At 37.1% G+C, this 19,910-nt stretch carries 19 protein-coding genes and 1 tRNA gene; 11 read left to right on the forward strand and 9 right to left on the reverse strand.

Annotated elements, in window-relative coordinates; genetic code table 11:
* Nucleotides 1-301 precede the first annotated feature (301 nt).
* Nucleotides 302-808, forward strand: a complete 507-nt coding sequence (locus tag ACP6PM_RS30905) for a hypothetical protein (RefSeq protein WP_426590708.1) — start codon at nt 302-304, stop codon at nt 806-808.
* Nucleotides 809-1,281: 473 nt separating this feature from the next.
* Here ACP6PM_RS30905 and ACP6PM_RS30910 read toward each other — a convergent pair whose 3' ends face one another.
* Nucleotides 1,282-1,914 (reverse strand): VWA domain-containing protein, encoded by a 633-nt coding sequence (locus ACP6PM_RS30910; protein WP_426590709.1) that lies wholly within the window; start codon nt 1,912-1,914, stop codon nt 1,282-1,284.
* A gap of 2,188 nt (nt 1,915-4,102) precedes the next feature.
* Here ACP6PM_RS30910 and ACP6PM_RS30915 point away from each other — a divergent pair.
* The gene (locus tag ACP6PM_RS30915; RefSeq protein ID WP_426590710.1) at nt 4,103-4,777 is read left to right on the forward strand and encodes a hypothetical protein; all 675 of its coding nucleotides are present in this window, start codon (nt 4,103-4,105) and stop codon (nt 4,775-4,777) included.
* Between the two features lie 244 nt (nt 4,778-5,021).
* Here the strand turns inward: ACP6PM_RS30915 and ACP6PM_RS30920 are convergent.
* Nucleotides 5,022-5,093 (reverse strand) — tRNA-Gln (locus ACP6PM_RS30920).
* A 540-nt stretch (nt 5,094-5,633) separates the two neighbouring features.
* On the reverse strand, nt 5,634-8,816 hold the full coding sequence (locus ACP6PM_RS30925) for a PAS domain S-box protein (protein WP_426590711.1): 3,183 nt from the start codon (nt 8,814-8,816) through the stop codon (nt 5,634-5,636).
* 292 nt (nt 8,817-9,108) lie between these two features.
* Between ACP6PM_RS30925 and ACP6PM_RS30930 the strand changes: the two genes are divergently transcribed.
* Nucleotides 9,109-9,489 carry a response regulator transcription factor gene (locus ACP6PM_RS30930; RefSeq protein ID WP_426590712.1) on the forward strand — a complete coding sequence of 127 codons (381 nt, stop codon included), beginning with the start codon at nt 9,109-9,111 and terminating at the stop codon, nt 9,487-9,489.
* Nucleotides 9,490-9,856: 367 nt separating this feature from the next.
* Here the strand turns inward: ACP6PM_RS30930 and ACP6PM_RS30935 are convergent, their stop codons facing one another.
* The 6 genes from ACP6PM_RS30935 to ndhN all read right to left on the reverse strand — a co-directional run bounded on the left by ACP6PM_RS30935 (nt 9,857) and on the right by ndhN (nt 14,573).
* Nucleotides 9,857-10,012 carry a hypothetical protein gene (locus tag ACP6PM_RS30935; protein ID WP_426590713.1) on the reverse strand — a complete coding sequence of 52 codons (156 nt, stop codon included), beginning with the start codon at nt 10,010-10,012 and terminating at the stop codon, nt 9,857-9,859.
* Nucleotides 10,013-10,052: 40 nt separating this feature from the next.
* Nucleotides 10,053-10,232, reverse strand: a complete 180-nt coding sequence (locus tag ACP6PM_RS30940) for a hypothetical protein (RefSeq protein ID WP_426590757.1) — start codon at nt 10,230-10,232, stop codon at nt 10,053-10,055.
* A 415-nt stretch (nt 10,233-10,647) separates the two neighbouring features.
* Nucleotides 10,648-12,420 (reverse strand): R3H domain-containing nucleic acid-binding protein, encoded by a 1,773-nt coding sequence (locus ACP6PM_RS30945; protein WP_426590714.1) that lies wholly within the window; start codon nt 12,418-12,420, stop codon nt 10,648-10,650.
* A gap of 87 nt (nt 12,421-12,507) precedes the next feature.
* Nucleotides 12,508-13,722: a circadian clock protein LdpA gene (ldpA, locus tag ACP6PM_RS30950; RefSeq protein ID WP_426590715.1), complete on the reverse strand. Its 1,215-nt coding sequence runs from the start codon at nt 13,720-13,722 to the stop codon at nt 12,508-12,510.
* A gap of 75 nt (nt 13,723-13,797) precedes the next feature.
* Nucleotides 13,798-14,028, reverse strand: coding sequence for a hypothetical protein (locus tag ACP6PM_RS30955; protein WP_426590716.1), 231 nt, complete (start codon nt 14,026-14,028; stop codon nt 13,798-13,800).
* 68 nt (nt 14,029-14,096) lie between these two features.
* Nucleotides 14,097-14,573 carry an NAD(P)H-quinone oxidoreductase subunit N gene (ndhN, locus tag ACP6PM_RS30960; protein ID WP_426590717.1) on the reverse strand — a complete coding sequence of 159 codons (477 nt, stop codon included), beginning with the start codon at nt 14,571-14,573 and terminating at the stop codon, nt 14,097-14,099.
* Nucleotides 14,574-15,642: 1,069 nt separating this feature from the next.
* On the opposite strand from ndhN, the gene rplC reads away from it, so the two are divergent.
* The 8 genes from rplC to rpsC all read left to right on the forward strand — a co-directional run bounded on the left by rplC (nt 15,643) and on the right by rpsC (nt 19,827).
* Nucleotides 15,643-16,326, forward strand: coding sequence for a 50S ribosomal protein L3 (rplC, locus tag ACP6PM_RS30965; protein ID WP_426590718.1), 684 nt, complete (start codon nt 15,643-15,645; stop codon nt 16,324-16,326).
* A 62-nt stretch (nt 16,327-16,388) separates the two neighbouring features.
* Nucleotides 16,389-17,027 (forward strand): 50S ribosomal protein L4, encoded by a 639-nt coding sequence (gene rplD, locus ACP6PM_RS30970; RefSeq protein ID WP_426590719.1) that lies wholly within the window; start codon nt 16,389-16,391, stop codon nt 17,025-17,027.
* On the forward strand, nt 17,017-17,322 hold the full coding sequence (locus ACP6PM_RS30975) for a 50S ribosomal protein L23 (RefSeq protein WP_293100710.1): 306 nt from the start codon (nt 17,017-17,019) through the stop codon (nt 17,320-17,322). Before rplD ends, ACP6PM_RS30975 begins: the two co-directional genes overlap by 11 nt.
* A gap of 62 nt (nt 17,323-17,384) precedes the next feature.
* Nucleotides 17,385-18,248 carry a 50S ribosomal protein L2 gene (gene rplB, locus ACP6PM_RS30980; protein WP_426590720.1) on the forward strand — a complete coding sequence of 288 codons (864 nt, stop codon included), beginning with the start codon at nt 17,385-17,387 and terminating at the stop codon, nt 18,246-18,248.
* On the forward strand, nt 18,232-18,375 hold the full coding sequence (locus ACP6PM_RS30985; protein ID WP_426590721.1) for a hypothetical protein: 144 nt from the start codon (nt 18,232-18,234) through the stop codon (nt 18,373-18,375). The genes rplB and ACP6PM_RS30985 overlap by 17 nt, the downstream gene beginning before the upstream one ends.
* Before the next feature lie 8 nt (nt 18,376-18,383).
* A complete protein-coding gene (gene rpsS, locus ACP6PM_RS30990; protein ID WP_293100715.1) occupies nt 18,384-18,659 on the forward strand; it encodes a 30S ribosomal protein S19 in 276 nt (91 codons plus the stop codon).
* 33 nt (nt 18,660-18,692) lie between these two features.
* Nucleotides 18,693-19,049 (forward strand): 50S ribosomal protein L22, encoded by a 357-nt coding sequence (rplV, locus tag ACP6PM_RS30995; protein WP_426590722.1) that lies wholly within the window; start codon nt 18,693-18,695, stop codon nt 19,047-19,049.
* A gap of 49 nt (nt 19,050-19,098) precedes the next feature.
* The gene (rpsC, locus tag ACP6PM_RS31000; protein ID WP_426590723.1) at nt 19,099-19,827 is read left to right on the forward strand and encodes a 30S ribosomal protein S3; all 729 of its coding nucleotides are present in this window, start codon (nt 19,099-19,101) and stop codon (nt 19,825-19,827) included.
* Nucleotides 19,828-19,910: the final 83 nt, after the last annotated feature.

Genomic DNA, 19,910 nt, shown 5'->3' on the forward strand with positions numbered 1-19,910 from the left:
TCAAGGCTTGAATCATCTAATTATTTAATTGTTTAATTATTAATTATTTCGGTAATTATAATCTAGCTAAAAGCTGACTGCTGTTTGGGCAGCATTCCACAGGAAATGCTTACCGTAACTAAAACTACAACCAATTTTTATTGAATTTAGGCAAGTTAAAACTGTCTACAATATAGTTTAGATAATTTTAATTTCTGCTTAATTATCTAAAAGTTAAGAATTATCACAGACCCTAGATAACTTTAGAGATTACTGTTTAAAATTCAACCTATATAGTTGTTTTTCTTTACTTTCAAAGTCTATGTCTAATTGCGATAATGTCAATAAAAATTTGAGCATTGAAGAAGTTTATACTTGTCCTGTCTGCTATCATGGTCAGATTTCAGCAATTACTTTAATGGATGCTTTTTCTTGTAACTTTTGTAACCATATTTTTACTGCCGATCTGGTAAAGCAATCATTGAAAATGGCAGATAGTTCTTCTCCTTTAAGTTGGAGATGGAATGGCAAAAAATGGAAAGCCGATCATCCTCAAGTAGAATGGAGTTGGGTAATCCAGTTATTAGCAGTTGGATTTGTATTATTACCAACTATATTAATAGGATTAAGTGCTTACTTTTTTCCTCCAATACCAGGTACTCCTTTATGTTGGCTACCGATTTTTTGGACGGGTTTAACTTTTCTATCTCATTTGACTATTATCGTTAATATTGTCATAGATTATTACCAGTTTCCAGTCAAGTTATACTTCAAAGCGCTGGGACGAAATTTATGGTTTTGGATTTCACCACAAAATTCTTCAATATAGTTCAATATAGTAGTTGTCATATTAATGAGGTACAGTATTTTTTTCTCTTTTGTATTCCCTAAAATCAAAAACTTGTTTATCTGACCCTTGGTGATAATTGCTATATATAGCACTACAAAAATAGTGTTAGGACGTTAATAAAATTGAAATTCTTTACAACTAATAGTTTTGAGTTGAGCTGTTTTGCTACCGCACAACTTCGTTTCGGCTGTCGCCGACATGAAAAACGTTACGGGACATGTTTGGGGAGCATTCCGTCAGGAAAAAACGCAGTTCCGACCTAGGAGGGTATCTGAATGCTGAAAGCTATAAATTTCAACATTTGAAATTGCTACATCAAATGTGATATATGAGGAATAGAAAATATCGATTTTTTTTGATTTTAAACAAGACATATTAACCAGTATTTCAATCTCAATGAGTGAAAAAAACATTCCCGATGATGTGCAATAGACAAATTGTTAGAAATCATCTTAACCAAAGATAGCATTAATTAAAACATCAGTTAAATTCATGTTTTCCAGATCGGCAATAGTAACGGTATTGCAAATGTCAAATTTAGCACCTATTGTTTGTAATTGATTATCTAATAATTTAAAAAAATTAGTCACTTCAGGTTTATTTCCTACCTGAATAAGTGAAATACCTAACTCTTCATCTTGCTGTAAATTATTAGCAGCAGAGATAATAATCTGCTTGACTCGATCGGGTTCTTCTATCTCACCTGCTGTAACAACTAAAATAGTTTCTCCATTAGGTTTTGCTATCTTCAGAGCACGTCGCTCAAAATAATTATCTATGGCATCCTTGAGAGCATCTGCTAAATTAGTTTTGCCGGAGGGTTGATTTTCCAGGAAAATTTGAGCTAAATCGGTAGATGTTACTTGGTCATATCGTTTAAAATAGTCTGAGAATAGGTAAACTGTTAGTCCATCTAAATCTAGCTTTTCACATTCACTGGCTAATCTGATAATAGAGTCTTGCATTAAATCCCATGGTCTTCTACCTGTGGGAGAGCCAGATATATACATATCGTTACTTTTGTCAATTATTAAGGTGTAATCTCGCTGTTGTATAGCAGCACCACCTTCGAGTAATGGGTCCATAAGATTAATCTCATTTATGATTGTTGACATCTAGGTTTTGACAGTCCCACCGTTAAATTAGAGATTGTAATGGGGGATTATTACTTCAGTAACATATAACTATAACCAACTCAAACAAGCTGAGTTGTACCCCCTAGATACAATCCTAATTTTTATTCATCCTATATTGAGGTAATTTTATTTAACCACAACCTAAGCAATTTTTTAACATTCTTGAAAAGACAAAGCTCGTCATATTTTTATTGCATCTAAGACTTTCACAACCTTTAGCTTTCATCTTAGAGAATATTCTCTCGAAAGTTTTTCATGTCTGTTGTCAAACTTGAGCATTAATTAATTTTAATCTCTGGCTATTTTTCTTAGCTGATATATAATTATTTTCAACTTTTGCAAATTCTCTAAGTTCTGTTTCCCATAAATATAATGCAATATTTCATTTCAAATCTTGGTAATTAGTTATTGTATGATTTAGAAGTCAGAAGAACCGAGTCATAAGTTAGAATACTGAAGATTTGATAGTGGGAATTATTTAAGAGTGTTCTCTGGAAGGTCTGGAAAATATGAAGGGAATTTTTCGATAACTGTATAACCAGATTTCATATTATCTCAAGTTTTTAAATCATTCTTGCTATTTGTAAGACTCTTTTTTCTGGCTTTATATTACTAATAAATCAAGTTAATAGATTAACAAAAATATTATTGGCTAAGTTGCCTAGTTGATTAACTAGTTTAAAATGCTAATCTCTGTGAGTATTGGTAATTTTGTCATCTAGTTTAGTTATTTTATACCAATTTCAAAATCGTCTGTAAAACTATTAAGATACTTGCGCTCTACTTAATACCATTTATACCAATTAAATTTCAGTTGTAAGATTTTAGTGGTAATTAGGAGTCAGTCCTCAGAATATAAAAGGATTTTGATTGCTCTTAATTGTTCTTAAATATCTATCAAAATCATTCCTGATTGCTATACAAAACTTTATATAGCAATTCTCACCCTTGGTGAGATACATAAGTTTTGGATTTTAGGGAACAGCTATGATACCCTGTGTCGGCGACAGATGCAAGCTGTCAGATACCGCGGGGTGCACAATACGCAAGCGGTGCTACCCCGCGACGACCTTAGAGTTAAGCGTTAGCGAAGATCCTATGCGCATAGGCAGCTCCTCTGCGCATAGGCAGTTCCTCCGGAGGAGGCAAGAGGCAAGTCGCAAGCGGTCGTTTGCGGAGCATGACCTAGGATGGGATGGCGAGGTTGCCTCGCCATATCTAATCGACCAAGAGAGGGAACGCGCACCAAGAGAGGGAACAGAGAATAGGAAATAGATAAAAATACTGTACTTCATTAATATCAGAACTGCTATATCCCTGAATTTATAATTTAAACCCCGCATCTCCCAGTTAATCCCTATGCCAATTTAACGATAGTCCTCTGGCTATATTAAAATATAGAGCTTCTTTTGCTAAATTGGTGATAGTATAAATAATTTTTTGTACTTACTTACTATTTGCCTATTGCCAAAGAAAATCTTTTTCTGCATTAGTAAAAACTTCTAAATTATGATGAAATTACAAATTTAATTTTTCTGTGAAAATTCGGGATTTGATGAGTTTGGCATTGTAGCATCTGGTTGGTAGTTGTTGGTATTTGCTCTAATTAAGTAATTTGGCTGAAATTTTCCAAGTTAATTTTCATTACTTTTAAGCTTTGAGAAAATATTTCCTTTCCGGAAAACACACCAAGTCAAATAGAAGTTAAAAAAGAGTTGTTTTGACGATTTTGTTATGGAACTAACTGAATTTTTTTAAGTCTATTTGATCTAGATACATTTGTCATCTCTGATACTAATAAGACCATGAGGAAAAAATAAAGTCCGTTTTAGTGCTGAAAAATGAAGTATAAATACATAGCTTGAGTTAATTAATCATATTTATTTTACGATTCTGTCCCTATTTTGATCGACAGAGATTTAAAAAATTTAGGTTTGTTAATCTTTTAACATAGCATAACCTAGCAAACCCTAGAAATAAATTATTTATAGATTAATTTCTCTAAGCATAAAAAAATCCAACTTCAACTTTAATCTCAATGGTCTAAACCACCTATTAGAATTCCATAGCCCCAGGATAACATCTCATCTAACTAATACTAATAAGTAAAACTATAAATAATCAAAGGATCTTAACTATGAAATCTAACTCTAAAAATTATCAACCGGATGGAAATGAGCGAGTCGATCGGAAATCCCCTCATCCTTTTTTACTAGCATTAATTTTAACTGGAATCTTAGCTGCTGAAGCATATCCAAATCTTACTGAAACAGCAATTGCTGCTGTAAAAGTTCTTCAATCTCCCCAAGTAGAGACAAATGGCAAAATTACTTCCAAAGCTGATAAGTTTGCTAATCTTTTAAAATCTGCAACAGAGACTAAAATTGAGTCTCAGACAGAAAGCTCTCCACCTTTTCTCCTAAGTAATAAATCTCTCAATCACATACTTGTTGTTAAACAAACCTCTATTAATGATAATTTTGGTGATGTGAAAAAGTTCAGTAAACCAATTCTTGACGAGGCAGAAAAACTTGCCAATCAAGCTAAAAAAATCCCTAATGATATAGTTGACGCTGTTCGCCAACATTTAGGCAGTCAAATAGGTATTGCACCTGAAACAATCAAAGTTAGTGAAGTCACTCAAGAGACTTGGCCAAATACTTGTTTGGGGTTGCCAAAAAATGATGAGCTTTGTGGACAAAGATTAGTAGAAGGTTGGCGTCTTGTCTTGTCTAATGACAAAGATCAATGGGTTTATCGTACAGACAATGGGGGACAACTGATGAGAGTAGAACCCAAAAATTCAAGATAGCTGTGAGGAATTAACAAGCTATTAGCTTTTCCTGATGGAATGCTTTGCAAACAGCTTCCACCTTTCAGTTAAACAACTAAGGGTATAGGTGTGCCACTATATTGTTCCAATTAGTGGTATGGGTTGATAGGGGATTAAAACCCCCATAATATGCTGATGATTGATAAAAGCTGACCGCTATTTCAATTAGTTAAGCAAGGATTAGATACAGATTTTCTCAGTCTATTCATTTCATCTAGTTTAACTGGGGCGGAAGGATTCGAACCTCCGAATGGCTGGACCAAAACCAGCTGCCTTACCGCTTGGCGACGCCCCATTTCGTCAACATTTAATATAATAGCACCTACATCTAGGAGTTTGTCAAGGGTTTTTTTCCATAATTTTGAAGTTTTGATTGTGAAGGAGTTATGGACTTAAATTTGATAGTAGTTATAGCGCTACGCGCAAGTCAAAAGTCAAAAGTCAAAATTTAAAATTTAAAAGTTAAAAGTAATCTCTGAGTGAGTTTTCCTAAGTTCATGGTCTGCAAACAGGATTTACCAATATCCGCGCCCTAAATAGGTAGTGCTATATAGTTGAGTCAGAAGTCATATCATGTTAGCTTGAATACTTATAATTAGGCTCTTTTGTTGGGGTTTAGCCCAGATACATATTTAGCGGGCTAGAGCAAAACTACAAACTAATACTTTTTTATAACTGATTATCCGGAATTCGTAGGTCTCCCGGAGGGGGCACATGATATCAGAAGTTAAATTATTTATTGCTGTGACTAAATTTGAGAATTTGATAATTTCCTAATACTAATAGAGAGTGCTGTAGAGTTAACAGAGAGACAGACTGAAACTCTTTAAATTATTTATTTGGGAGCTTTTGGTGTTTTGATGGGAATTTTAATGATAAATTTAGTGCCTTCTCCTAATTGTGAAGTGCATTTCAAGATACCACTATGTTTCTCAACTATAATTTGATAGCTAATAGAAAGACCAAGACCTGTTCCTTTTCCTACTGGCTTAGTGGTAAAGAATGGATCGAAAACTTGATTAATTAAATTTTCTTTCATTCCAGGGCCATTATCTTGAAAATATATTGTAGCATATTTGAGATTAGATTCTGCTTCTGGTTCTTCAGAGTCTAACTGGGTAGTAATTTTAATTATCCTTGGTTTCGGTTTACCTTCAAGGGCATCAATAGAATTAGCAATAATATTCATAAAGACTTGGTTGAGTTGCCCTGGATAGCACTCTACCTTGGGCAAACTATCGTACTCTTTGACAATCTCAATTCCAGAATCTTTCCCCTTTGACCTAATCCGGTTGTCTAAAATTAGCAAGGTACTATCAATACCTTCATGGATATCTACTATTTTTTTGTCTGCTTCGTCTAAACGAGAGAAGTTTCTTAATGATAGAACTATTTGACGAATACGTTTGGTTCCCATCTCCATTGAAGACAGAATATTGGGTAAGTCTTCTATTAAAAAGTCTAACTCTATATCTTCAGTTTTGTTCTCAATTTCTGCTACAGGATCTGGGTAATACTTTTGATAAAGGTTTAACAATTCGAGAATGTCTCTTGTATAATTTTTAAGGTAGGTGAGATTGCCGTGAATAAAATTGACAGGATTATTAATTTCATGGGCAACCCCTGCTACTGTTTGACCAAGAGATGACATTTTTTCTTGTTGAATTAACTGAGCTTCTTTTTGCTTTAGGTTCTTTAAAGCTTCACTGAGTTGATGAGCTTGAGTTTGCGCTGCTAAAGCTGCTGCACGGGTTTGAGCATAAAGTTCTGCTTGGTCAATGGCGATCGCTAATTGGTCTACTACTGCTTTGAGTAATTCAACTTCCCTTTCTTTCCAAGGTCGATGACTACTATATTGGTTACAGACAACTCCTCCCATTTGACCGGAACGAGTTTGCAATGGTAACAATAATGTAGATTTCACTCCCAACTTTTGCAGATATTGCTGCATTTGTGTAAGCTGATTGTGATTGACTGTTTCTATATTGTCAAGTTGTAAAATTTCACGATTCCGAATTTTATTTGATAAAATTGTTATGTGTTCGCTGGAATATTCTGGGGTTTGAACTGATATTTTAGGGTTAGAAGCTTCATGGGTGATGGCAATGCTAGTAATTTGAGCAGATAAGCACCAAATGAAGTAGCATTGGTCAATTTGTAAGAGGTTTCTAATTTCTGTAACTGCAGTTCCTAATATCTTGTCAATATCTAGGGAATCTCTAATTTGACTGGCGAGGCGAAATAGTAAAGCTTCTCGGTTACTTAATAGTTGTTCTTGAGTTCTAACTCTGTCTATTGCAGTAGCGATCGCACTAGCCACCCAAGTCAGTACGTCTCTAGCTGACCCTGTAAGACTTTTGTGACTCCATACACACATTACCCCAACAATTCGACTATCTAAGGTCATTATAGTAAAATTATTTGTCTGTATTTGCTGTTCGTTATTAGAGTTAACTTTTGAGTTTAGAACTTGAGAAGTTAAGATGCTTTTTGGGGTAAGTAATTCTTCTTGATATTCTATGTCTAATTTTAAGTTTTTGCTGGATAATGCTTGTAATTCTAGTTGACTGGTTTGAGTATTAATAGTCCATATTCCTGAACCAATAACATCTAATTCTGCGACTATCGCTTTTACAGAATGTTGGAGAATATCGCTGAGGGAACTTCCTGCTCCGAGTGCTACTCCCACTTCAGCTTCTAGAGTTGATAAACTTGCTCGCTCTAGCAAAGCTGCTTCTGCACGTTTTCTCTCTGTGATGTCTCGTGAAACTGCGACTAATTCTATAACTTTACCTGTTTCTGGGTCTTGAATTTTTTGACAAGTGGTTTCAAACCAGATGTAAGAGCTATTTTTATGGCGTAGTCGATGAGTGAAGGTGTATCCTTCCTGTTGTTTAGAGATATTAGTTTCATATAGTTTTCGATCTGCTGTGTGCAATAGATCGTATATACAGTTTCCCACTAATTCATCTGGTTCGTATCCAAGGAGATGACGACATGCGGCAGAAGCAAACAAATATATACCTTCTGAGGTTTGCTTAGAAATTAGGTCAGTTGAATGATTAGTAAGGAGTCGATAACGTGCTTCACTGTCTCGCAGCGCTTCTTCTGCTTGTTTTGTTTGGGTAATATCTGTTTGGATACCAATAAAGTTGGTTACACGACCATCATTATCTCTAACTGGAGATATTGCTAATTCGTTCCAAAATGGAGTACCATTTTTGCGGTAATTTTTGACAACTACTAAGCAATTTGTTTCTGATTTTATGGCTTGGCGAATTTGAGATAATGCGACAGGATCGGTGTCAGCACCTTGTAAAAATCTACAGTTTTTTCCTAATATTTCTTGAGTTGAATAGCCTGTAATTTTTTCAAAGGCAGGGTTACAGTAAATAATTGGATTATGAGGATGGGTATTGTCAGTAATTACTATGCCATTGTTGCTAGCTGATATCGCTCTTTCTAGCAGCAGTAGTGTTTTTTCTTCTGGATGGGCGTCAACTATTTCTTGTAATTTGATAAACTTTCCACTAAAACTATAGACCTTTCTTTGTAATTCTACTTGATTACTGATATGAAGACTTAGTTTTTTTAATAGTTTTTGACATTTTTCTGTTAAGCTTCTGGATACATAGTCCATTAATGATAAAATGCCGATTTGTTTGCCATTAATATTAATGGAAATTCCCACATAAAACCTGATTTTTGGTTCTGATACTACTAAGGTATGATTTGCGATTCTTTCATCTGCTAATGTATCGGATATAATCAATAATTTGGCTTCTTTTTTCTGTAATTTGGTTTGGTTTTTTTCTGAGGAGCCTAGAATTACTTCTACAAAATTTAGGTATCTATCCTTGTTATTATTAATACCTGTTTGAGATTTTAACCAAAGGTAGTTAGAATCTCTAAAGCTAATGAATGCAATTGGAGTTTCAGCTATATATGCTGCTAACTCTGCCATTTCTAGAAAGGAAGTTTCGGTAGCTAATACCTGATATAATGATTTTACTTCCATTTTATTTACCTTCCTTAGTTTAAACTTTTATTCTTTATGATTCAATAATTCGGTAGTGCCCTATTATTTGAGAATATAATCTTGAATATATTAACAACTTTAAAATTTATCAAACTATCTTGCTTTATTATAGGATCATAGCATAAACTAAAATTAGTTAACTACAAACCAAGCTTATAGCTTATTTGCAGTTATAAAGGAGTAAATTAATACCTATAATTTTCTTAGAATAAGGCAGAGATATTTAAGGTGTTTACTCATGGACAAAGGGGGACTAAGTTTAGGTAAGAATATGTCGGAAACTAAAAGTATAAAAAAGACTATCTTGGCAGTAGATGATAGTAAGGTTATGCATGAGATGATCAGACAAGTTTTGGGTCAAAAATATAGGGTGTTAGTAGCAGATAATGCTGTGGATGGGTTGTCAATGATTTACCATGAGCAAGTCGCTGTTCAGTTACTAGATGTTTCGATGCCTGGTATAGATGGTTTGGAACTATGTCGTACAGTACGCAGCATTCCTCAATTTCCAACTTTACCAATTATTATGTTAACAGCCAGAGATAGTTCTTTTGATAAAGTTCAAGGACATTTAGCTGGTGCGACAGAATATCTGACTAAACCTTTTGATGCAGAAAAGTTAAATCAGCTAATTAGTAGTTTTTTGAATTAATTTTAAGTAAACATCAACAACAATTAAGAGGGGAAAACATACAGCAGTTTTATACTTGATGAAGTACATATATTTATAGTTTTAGGGAGATTGGGAACAGGCAAAAAATATCTATTCTATCAATCGAACCACATTAACCTGGAATCTACTTTCAAGAATTGATAATAGATAATTACCTCTCGTTGAAACCGTACTGGATTGAACCCTGGTGGAAATATCCTAGCACTTTTCTTCCGTTAACTTAATTTTTTAATTACATCTTTGTAAACAAGATATCAAGGCTTAAACCAATGGGATGAATTGACACTTATCGCAAATAGCAAAGGTCCTCACTCTTTGAGAATTAGCTATATTTTAATCAATCTTATCAAACTATAGACTTTAGCTCTGTACTAACTTCATTAAATTGTTGAATCCCTTGTTGAATTTGCCCTAAACCACTCGCTGTTTCTTGCGCCCCTGTATTCAATTCATTCATCGCATCTACATACTTGCTTAATAGTGATCGCTTCCTGTTTAACATTAAGAGATATTTGCTGATTATTTAACACCACATTATTAATTTAATCTTTAACACCATTAAAAGCTGCTCCTATTTGTTGAGCAATTTTTACTCCTAATTCTACATTTTTTGTACCTGCTTCTGTTGCCATGACTGTAGAATTAATTGATGTTTGAATATCAACAACTAATGTATAGATTTTCTCTGCTGACTTTCTACTTTCATCAGCTAATCTACGAATTTTACTAGCAACAAAAGCAAAACTTTTACCATGTTCCCTCTAACCTCTACCTTCTTCCTTACTTAATATATTACTAATGCTACCCGACATAATATAAAAGAGAATATAGAACACTGGAGTCACTGAATAGTTATGAGAGCCTTACTATTTTATGACTACCAAATTACATAACTTATATTCAATTCCTACTCTGACTTTAACTATTGAATATTAAACATCTCCAGCATAGACCTCCGGCAAAAATAATCAACCAATACTAATATAGTCTCAGATTAAATCCAGTAGTATTGGTATTATAAAACGGTATAGAAACCAGGTTTGCACAAGCAGATGTCAAGATTGTAGGACATCTAATACTTTCCCCGGTTTCTTATCAGGTTTCTGGTCAAGAAGTCTCTTGACTTTTTAAATTTAATTAAGCTGGATAAATACGCAAACGTCGGTTAGGTTCGTCTCCAAAACTAGCAGACTTCAAGCGATAATGCTCAACCAATTCATGCTGCATCTTACGCACCTTCGGAGACCGTGGCAAAAGTTCAACAGGTTGCCCTTTCGGAATCACAATTTGCTCCACCGCTAACCGTGTTTCTTCCAACGCCTCCATCTCATCTTCTGAAGCTGAAGCAGCAAACAAATTCAAATCAGCAAACTCAGGAGTAGCAGGATCTTCCATATCCAATAACCGTCGCAACGCCTTAGCAATTTGAGGCAAACCACTATTCTTAATCACATGAATAGGTACATGACGAGTCTTCGCTGCATGACGTAACTTAGATTGTTTCCGGGTGTGCGATCGCAAAGCCAAAACTACATCTGCACTATCAATATCCTTAGTTAAAACCACAGGCAAACCCAAAGTAGTAATCACCTGTTCCATTTGATGACGTGGAATAGCATAAGGATAGATATGCAAAGGCAAATCTTCACCATTTGGCCCCGTATCTTTAGCTTCCCAACCTCCTCCTGTGCCATGAGAAAACATCCCTTTCCCAGATAAAGACTCATCCAACAACTGTTCAAAAGACTTTGCTTCAGAAAACTCTGCTGGTTGACTAATTTGACCTGTATTCGGCAACGGCATCATATAACCAGAATCCCGAAAACCACCACCCGAAGTCAACATTTCCCCCGACTGTCCGAGTAACGCCCCTGCATTACGATTAACACCCCCACCCAATCCAGGGGTACTGTTCAACTCTCGTTTAATCTTCACCTCACCAGTATCATCCATAGTCCTCACCTGTGGATTAGGTTTTTGCCCCCGCAGCAAAGCATCAACAGTATCAGCAACCTGCTCGTGAACTACCCAACGATGCCTTTCGAGCATTTCCACAGCAATTTCAAAAGTCGGGGGTGCCTTACGTTCCAAAACCGTCTTTTGAGAACCCCGCCGTCGTGCCTCATCATCTCCCAAAGTTACAGCCTGAATACCCCCGATCAGATCGGATAAAGTTGGATTTTTTACCAAATTTTCAATCTGATTTCCATGAGCAGTACCCACCAACTGCACGCCACGTTCTGCAATTGTTCTCGCTGCCAGAGCTTCCAATTCTGTGCCAATCTCATCAATCACAATCACTTCTGGCGTATGGTTTTCCACCGCCTCAATCATTACTCGATGCTGTTCTTCGGGAGTAGCAACCTGCATCCGTCGGGCACGACCAATAGCAGGGTGAGGAACATCTCCATCTCCAGCAATTTCATTAGAAGTATCAATAATTACGACCCGTTTTTCTAATTCATCAGCAAGCACCCGCGCAATTTCTCGTAGTGCCGTTGTTTTTCCTACACCGGGGCGACCAAGCATCAAAATTGACCTTCCCGTTTCCACGAGTTCGCGAATCATAGTAATTGTGCCAAATACTGCCCGCCCCACTCGGCAAGTCAAACCAATAACTTCTCCAGTGCGGTTGCGCATAGCGCTAATTCGGTGTAGCGTCTGCTCAATACCTGCTCGATTATCACTGCTAAAATTGCCAATTCGTTCTATAGAATAACTAAGGTCTTTTCTCGAAACAGGAATTTCCCCCAAATATTCTGCGTGGGATGGAAAACGAGCTTCTGGGAGACGACCCAGATCCATCACAATTTCAATCAGATGATTTCGCTCTTGATGCTGCTGTAGGGGCCGTCTGATTTGCTCCGGCACAATTTCTAATAATCTATAAAGGTCGTCTGTAATGTGCATGCTTTGTTTAAAGTGACTTTATCTACTGGGTGATAAAAGAGATGAATGAGAGGCAAAAACTGAAACCTTGGTTTATGAAAGCTGACATTAATTCAGACTCTTGCCTATCTCCAATCTTTTAATTTGGGAAACTAGAGAATTAGCTAAACTGACAGTTTCCCAAAGAATTTCTGGTACAGTTTCTAGCTTTGTTAGTTGAGAGTTTTGACTCTGGTTTTGATTAACGTCTTTGGTATATTCAATTGCCTTGAGTTGTGATTTGTGCATTTTTTCTAATTTTTCCAAAATTGGTGACAACAGAACACGGGCATAGCTACCATAAGCTACACCAGCAACAAATTTATTTTCTGAAATGGGAGTATTTAAATTATTGGTGGGGTCTTTGTCTTGTTCCTGGTTCTTATTTGCTAGCAAACCAGCAGCCATTAGCTTGGCTATGGTATAATTATTTGTACCACCTGCTAGTTGTACATACCCTGGTAATCCTGCATCTAGCACCTTTTGACTCAATTTAATTGTAGCTACAGTAGTACCTGCCCCAATGTCTCCACTCATTGGCTTACCATCAGTTTGCCAAATTAGGGCACAGGGAAGAGGAGAGATAATTTCATACAGACTGTATAAATATTCTATTAGCCCTTCCCCATCTGGGCAACTAATTGCTATTAGTTTTAATTCATTTACCCAAGGTTTTATACTTTTCCAGAGTCGCTGAAAATCAGTTTCTCTTCCCACTTGAGTATGAATTTCTATAGCATCTACACCAGTCGGTAATACTAATGATGCAATAGAACTAGGAGTAGATACATAAGAGCGAGCCTGTATTAGTTGATTAGGACATACAGACAAACACCTGCCACAACCGTAGCAAAGTTCATCTATCACTCCTGAATAGTCAGGTCTTACACCATCTCTATTTTCAGAAAAAACTATAGCTTCTGCCGGACATACTTTCTCACAAGGTCGCCAACAGTCTGTGGGGCAAATGGTAGGATCAAACTCAGCTTTCCGAAAATGAGGATCTTCTCCATCATTGATGCTGACCATTATCCATGGCCTTGCTTGGTAGTCAAATCCCTGATGTTTCGCCCAAGACTTGAGCTGAGACGCAACTTTTACCGCCTCTTTCGCCGCAGCGATCGCCGCTGGGTCTGCAGCCACATCAATACAATCTGCACCTGCCAAAGTATAAGCTAATGTTAAATTTCTCACCGTTGGCAGGTGTTGAAAGCTGGCCCCACAGATCAACTTAAACCAGTGGCCTTCTTTTAGGGAATTTAAAGGATAGTAGCGTTCTCTCACGCTTATATGGTAGCTTTTAGCTGAAAAAATCGAGGTACATTTTTTTTAGGTGAAGTACCGCTCAACTAAACTTACTCAAAGGTCTGAAAGTCTAGTTATTCGTAGTGGCTCGACCACCACAGGGTTAAACGGCAAACCCTTTATTCCTTGGTCAAAGACATCAGGAATTACTTTTTTAATAGTAATTAAATCATTGAGGCACAGAGTGGCAAGTTGGATAAAGGCAATACACAGATTGAAAAATACTCCAACATATCCTATCTCCCTATCTCCCCAAGAATGTCCTCGATTAAACCTTTGAGCCACGGAGTAGGAAGTGGGATAGAGGCAATACACCGAAAAGATTGAAAAATACTCCCCTATTCCCCTACTCCCTAGGCAGGCACCAAAGTATTTTGAAGTGGTGTCCACCTAAAGAAGCGATCGCCACCCATTTCCACTATGACCTTTACTCGTGGTTCTGACTTAGGTAGGGCAGTTAAATACTCAATTTCTTGACTAGATAGAATCTGACCTTCTATAATCCACAGAACCAAACCCTTAGCCTTGGGTGGTAAGTGTTCCAATTTATAGCTCACAATTGGTGGTACATAGTAGACATAGCCAACCGCTGCACCACTTCCCAGACTTTTCTTACCTAAGTGAGGAGGTCTTACTCCATGTACCCCTGTGAGATACATGGCCAAATCCCCTAGTCCTCTGGCAGTAATATTGTGAGTTACATAGCCAGAAGCTCTTAAACGACGTTGATAACGCCCTTCAAATCCTCCTTCCAAAGGAACATAAACGGCCAAAGATCCAGACTTCTCTAAATCTCGAATCATTCCTCGACCAGTTGTAATCAGTGCCATGCTTAATCTTGTCCCTAATTCTTAGATCCTAGCTGATTATATTTGGTCTATATTATAGTTCCTTAAACCAAAGATACTTGTGTTCCTAACAACTTCAAAAAAAAATTATTTCAACCTCTAGACAAGTACTAGTAAATAATATACAATAATATATTGTCGCTGAAAAAAAGGTTTATTTGGCCTTAAGATCGTTAACTGCCTATTTAAAGCTTAAGCAAAAATAGGATTACTTCTTATTGGGCAGTCAGTTCGATCCTGAAAGTTTTATTTCAACGTTGGTTGAAGACCCGCGCTCTCCCGTTGGCGGAGCCTAGCGGCAGCTATTAGGGGAGCGTCGTCCGCTAAAACCAATCAATGTTGTGCTTTTTACGATAGTATGCTACTGTAAGTAGGTTAAGGCTGCTGGGCTAGCAGTGTCAGTCTGTGGAGCGACCGTAAGACCGAAAAAAGGTTTGGCCTTTGAGGCAGGTGCATTGAAGCAGAAAACCCCTATCAGTGATGTTAGGGAATCCTGAGTTGTCGCGTAAGCGCAAAGTCGAGAGGATGTCAATAGTTAGTGACTATTAACAGATGATGGAACGGATACTGAGTAGCAAGCTACTCAAGTCCTAGCGACCATAGAATCAGAATTAGATAAATCTAAAGATGAAAAGCTAAAAAAAATAATAGCGTAGCAACATAAGTAAATGTCGTCTTCAATAGACGATAAAAATTTGTCTTGCTAAGTATTAAATCCTGAATTTATCTAAAATCAACGACTTTAAAATTAGGGAAAAAAATAAGTATAATCCTGAATGTATTTTTTAATGAATATTTGATTCAGTATTCATGCCAAAGTGATTGATACATTTTGTTTCAAAAGTCAAACCAATACCAAGCAAATCAAGCCTAAGTTTAGTATTGACTATTCAGGAGAAATCAAAATAAACAGTCTATATTAATCTATATATTTAGATATAGTATGATTTGTGATATGGCTATAAATTTTTTGTCATTGAATAATAAAAATGACGATTTATTTCAATTAATAAATATTGTTGTAGTGCATAAAAAATAAAGGAGAGCGACAGTGGTAGTTGGTATCCTTGGCACAAAACTAGGCATGACACAAGTATTTGAAGCTGAAACTGGAAAAGCAATTCCTGTAACAGTCGTTCAAGCCGGACCATGTGTAGTTACCCAGATCAAAACTGAACAAACAGATGGTTATACTGCAGTTCAAATTGGATATGGTGAAGCCAAAAATAAAACCCGTAAACTAAATACAAAAGAACCAAAAGAAGTTAATAAGTATTTAACCAATGCTCAACAAGGTCATTTGGTAAAATCAGGCGGTACTCCTTTACGTCATCTACGAGAATACAGAGTAGATAATACAGGTAACTTTGAATTAGGTCAACAAATAAAAGTCGATCTATTTGAAGCAGGTCAACTTGTTGATGTGACAGGAAAAAGTATCGGAAAAGGCTTTGCAGGTTATCAAAAACGTCATAACTTTAGACGTGGACCAATGGCTCACGGTTCCAAAAACCACCGTTTACCAGGTTCCACAGGTCCAGGAACAACTCCAGGACGTGTTTATCCAGGTAAGAAAATGGCAGGGCAGTTAGGAAACGTGCGAGTCACTACTAGAAAACTCAAAGTAGTAAGAATAGATAATGAACGTAACTTATTGCTAATTACAGGAAGTATTCCTGGTAAACCAGGTACATTAGTTAGTATTGCTCCAGCAAACATAGTAGGTCAAAAATAGATAAAATTTTTGAGAAAAAAGCTGAGTAACTGCTGAGTAACTAAAGATATAGAGAAATAAAGATGGTTAATTGTGTCATAAAAAACTGGCAAGGTGAAGAAACAGGGGAAGCAACTCTGAACTTACGAGTAGCGAAAGAAGAAAGTGCTGCTCATATTGTGCACAGGTCTCTAAGACTACAAATGGCAAATAACCGCCAGGGAACAGCTAGTACCAAAACAAGATCGGAAGTTAGAGGTGGTGGTCGTAAACCTTGGCGACAAAAAGGAACAGGTAGAGCAAGAGCAGGTTCGATCCGTTCACCCCTATGGCGTGGTGGTGGTGTAATTTTTGGTCCTAAACCAAGAGACTATTCCCACAAAATGAACCGTAAGGAGAAACGTCTAGCACTAAGCACTGCTTTCCAAAGTCGCTCAGAAGACTTAATAGTTATAGAAGAGTTTGCCGAACAATTCCCAAAACCAAAAACAAAAGAATTGGTGCAGGCGATCGCTCGCTGGGGAGTAGATACAGAAGCAAAAATTCTGTTGGTTTTACCAGAGAAACAAGAAAACGTCTATTTATCAGGTCGTAACGTTGCCAAGCTGAAAATAATCCTAGCTAACAATTTGAATATTTACGATATTCTAGCAGCAGACAAAATTATAGCAACTGCAACAGCAATTGCCAAAATTCAGGAGGTCTACGGAGATGAAACTTGATTCACGAGACTTAGTAGATATTATTAAAAACCCAGTTGTTACAGAAAAAGCTACTAGGTTAATGGAGCTAAATCAATATACATTTGATGTAGATCCAAGGGCAACAAAGCCAATGATTAAAGAAGTAATTGAGCAGTTATTTGAGGTAAAAGTAACAGGTATAAATACCCTAAACTTACCAAGAAAAAAACGCAGAGTAGGCAAATTCATGGGTTTTAAACCTCGATATAAAAGAGCTATTGTAACCCTAGAAGATGGGGAACCAATTAGGAAAGTTCTGTTCCCAGACCTATAAAAAAATCTCAAATCAATTTCAAGTAATTAATCTGTAAAATATATTGGCATAGAGCATAAATTATGGGTATTCGTTCCTACCGACCCTATACTCCAAGTACCCGAGAACATAGTGTTTCCGACTTCGCGGAAGTAACTCGCTCGACACCAGAAAAATCTCTGGTAAAATTCAAACATCGAAAAAAGGGTCGTAATAACCGTGGTGTAATAACCTGTCGTCACAGAGGTGGAGGCAGTAAAAAACTATATCGTGTTATCGACTTCCATCGTAACAAATTTAATATTCCAGCTAAAGTAGCAGCAATTGAATACGATCCTAACCGGAACGCCAGAATAGCACTTCTACATTATCAAGATGGAGAAAAACGCTATATCCTACATCCCGTGGGATTAAAAGTTGGTGCAATAATTACCGCTGGGATCAACGCTCCACTAGAAATTGGTAACGCCTTACCTCTAAGTAAAATTCCCTTGGGTACAGATGTTCATAATATAGAACTCGTCCCTGGCAAAGGAGGACAAATGGCGCGTTCTGCTGGTGCTGTAGCTCAAGTAGTAGCGAAAGAAGGTGAGTATGTAACAATCAAACTCCCCTCTGGTGAACGACGTAAAGTCAGAGCAAGCTGCTACGCAACTCTAGGCCAAATAGGCAATATTGAGCATAGGAATATTAGTCTAGGTAAAGCAGGCCGTAATCGTTGGAAAGGCAAGAGACCAACCGTTAGAGGTAGTGTGATGAACCCAGTAGATCACCCTCATGGTGGTGGTGAAGGTCGGGCACCAGTTGGTAGAAGCGGACCTGTTACTCCTTGGGGTAAACCAGCATTGGGTATGAAAACTCGTAAGAAGAAAAAACAGAGTGATGCTTTAATCGTACAACGTCGGCGTAAATCCTCCAAACGAGGCAAAGGTGGTAGACAGGGCTAAAACTTGTTTGTGGTTAATTGCCGATCGAAGCAAAATCTTGGGTATCAACTTTAATCATTCCCACAGCAAAGAAGTTTGGAAACTCTTGTTAACTTCTCGAATTTTAATTGTATTAAATCAACCATAAATTCAATTATGTCTCGTTCATTAAAAAAAGGACCATTTATCGCAGATCATCTGTTGAAAAAAATAGAAGCTTTAAACGCTAAAAATGAAAAACAGGTAATTAAAACTTGGTCAAGAGCTTCAACCATTATTCCTGATATGGTTGGTCATACGATCGGGGTACACAATGGACGTCAGCACGTTCCTGTTTTCATCTCCGATCAGATGGTAGGTCATAAATTAGGTGAATTTGCACCGACTAGGACATATCGGGGTCACGGTTCAGATAGAAAGTCAAAAAGATAAATTCAAATTTGGAATTGATAAGTGGAGAAAGGTATGCCTGTAGATACCAGTACAGAAGTAAAAGCAATAGCCCGTTATATCCGAATGTCCCCGTTTAAAGTACGGCGGGTACTTGACCAAATTCGTGGCATTTCTTACCGGGAAGCATTAATCATCCTGGAATTTATGCCATACCGAGCCTGTGTTCCAATTCGTAAAGTATTACGTTCAGCAGCAGCAAATGCGGAGCATAACCAAGGAATAGATCCAGAAACCTTAGTTATATCCAAAGCTTTTGCCGATCAAGGGCCTTGCTTGCCACGTTATCGACCCCGTGCTCAAGGTCGTGCTTACAAAATTCGTAAGCCTACTTGTCATATTACAGTGGCAGTTGCTTCTGTAGTTGATTAAGTAAGCTGAGGAATTTAATCGATTAAATTAAAACATTCGATAAAGATTAATGGGACAAAAAATACATCCAATTGGTTTTAGACTAGGTGTTACCCAAGAGCATCGCTCTTGCTGGTACGCTGATGCTAAGAACTACCCAGACCTGTTGCAAGAAGACCACAAAATCCGTAAATACGTGAAGGAAACTCTTGCTAATGCAGGCATCTCTCAAATCAGAATTGAGAGGAAAGCAGAGCAGATTGATTTAGAAGTTAGCACCGCTAGACCAGGTGTGGTAGTAGGTCGAGGTGGTGCAGGGATTGATTCTTTGAGGGTGGGCTTACAAAAACTTTTGGGTAGCAACCGTCAAATCAGAATCAATGTTGTTGAAGTCACAAAAGTAGACACTGATGCCATGCTCATTGGTGAATACATCGCTCAACAACTAGAGAAAAGGGTATCTTTTCGCCGAGTTGTACGTCAAGCTATAACTAGAGCGCAAAAAGCTGGTGTAGAAGGCATTAAAGTACAAGTTAGTGGAAGAGTCAACGGAGCAGAAATTGCTCGGACTGAGGTGACAAGAGAAGGTAGTGTACCCTTACATACATTGAGAGCTGATATTGATTATGCCTATTGTACTGCTAAAACAATTTACGGTATTCTCGGTATTAAAGTTTGGATTTTTAAAGGAGAAATAATTCCTGGTCAAGAAGAAATTGCCAATGCTCAAGAAAGGCAACCAAAACGTAGACAACAAAAACGTCGTCAACAATATGAAGACAGGTCGAACGAAGGGTGAATTTCAGGGAATTGAGAATTCTTACTGTGACTATATTTTTTCGTAAAGTCTAGTTAACTACCCTGGAGAACTCTATATCAAAC

The sequence above is a fragment of the Dapis brunnea BLCC-M229 genome (genome assembly GCF_050015995.1).
Lineage (GTDB): Bacteria > Cyanobacteriota > Cyanobacteriia > Cyanobacteriales > Microcoleaceae > Trichodesmium.

Coding starts and splice junctions, on each gene's coding strand:
- rplV (WP_426590722.1), top strand. CDS start 18,693: ATGCCTGTAGATACCAGTACAGAAGTAAAAGCAATAGCCCGTTATATC.
- ACP6PM_RS30930 (WP_426590712.1), top strand. CDS start 9,109: ATGTCGGAAACTAAAAGTATAAAAAAGACTATCTTGGCAGTAGATGAT.
- rplB (WP_426590720.1), top strand. CDS start 17,385: ATGGGTATTCGTTCCTACCGACCCTATACTCCAAGTACCCGAGAACAT.
- ACP6PM_RS30925 (WP_426590711.1), bottom strand. CDS start 8,816: ATGGAAGTAAAATCATTATATCAGGTATTAGCTACCGAAACTTCCTTT.
- ACP6PM_RS30905 (WP_426590708.1), top strand. CDS start 302: ATGTCTAATTGCGATAATGTCAATAAAAATTTGAGCATTGAAGAAGTT.
- ACP6PM_RS30935 (WP_426590713.1), bottom strand. CDS start 10,012: ATGTTAAACAGGAAGCGATCACTATTAAGCAAGTATGTAGATGCGATG.
- ACP6PM_RS30910 (WP_426590709.1), bottom strand. CDS start 1,914: ATGGACCCATTACTCGAAGGTGGTGCTGCTATACAACAGCGAGATTAC.
- ACP6PM_RS30915 (WP_426590710.1), top strand. CDS start 4,103: ATGAAATCTAACTCTAAAAATTATCAACCGGATGGAAATGAGCGAGTC.
- ACP6PM_RS30945 (WP_426590714.1), bottom strand. CDS start 12,420: ATGCACATTACAGACGACCTTTATAGATTATTAGAAATTGTGCCGGAG.
- ACP6PM_RS30975 (WP_293100710.1), top strand. CDS start 17,017: ATGAAACTTGATTCACGAGACTTAGTAGATATTATTAAAAACCCAGTT.
- rpsC (WP_426590723.1), top strand. CDS start 19,099: ATGGGACAAAAAATACATCCAATTGGTTTTAGACTAGGTGTTACCCAA.
- rpsS (WP_293100715.1), top strand. CDS start 18,384: ATGTCTCGTTCATTAAAAAAAGGACCATTTATCGCAGATCATCTGTTG.
- rplD (WP_426590719.1), top strand. CDS start 16,389: ATGGTTAATTGTGTCATAAAAAACTGGCAAGGTGAAGAAACAGGGGAA.
- ndhN (WP_426590717.1), bottom strand. CDS start 14,573: ATGGCACTGATTACAACTGGTCGAGGAATGATTCGAGATTTAGAGAAG.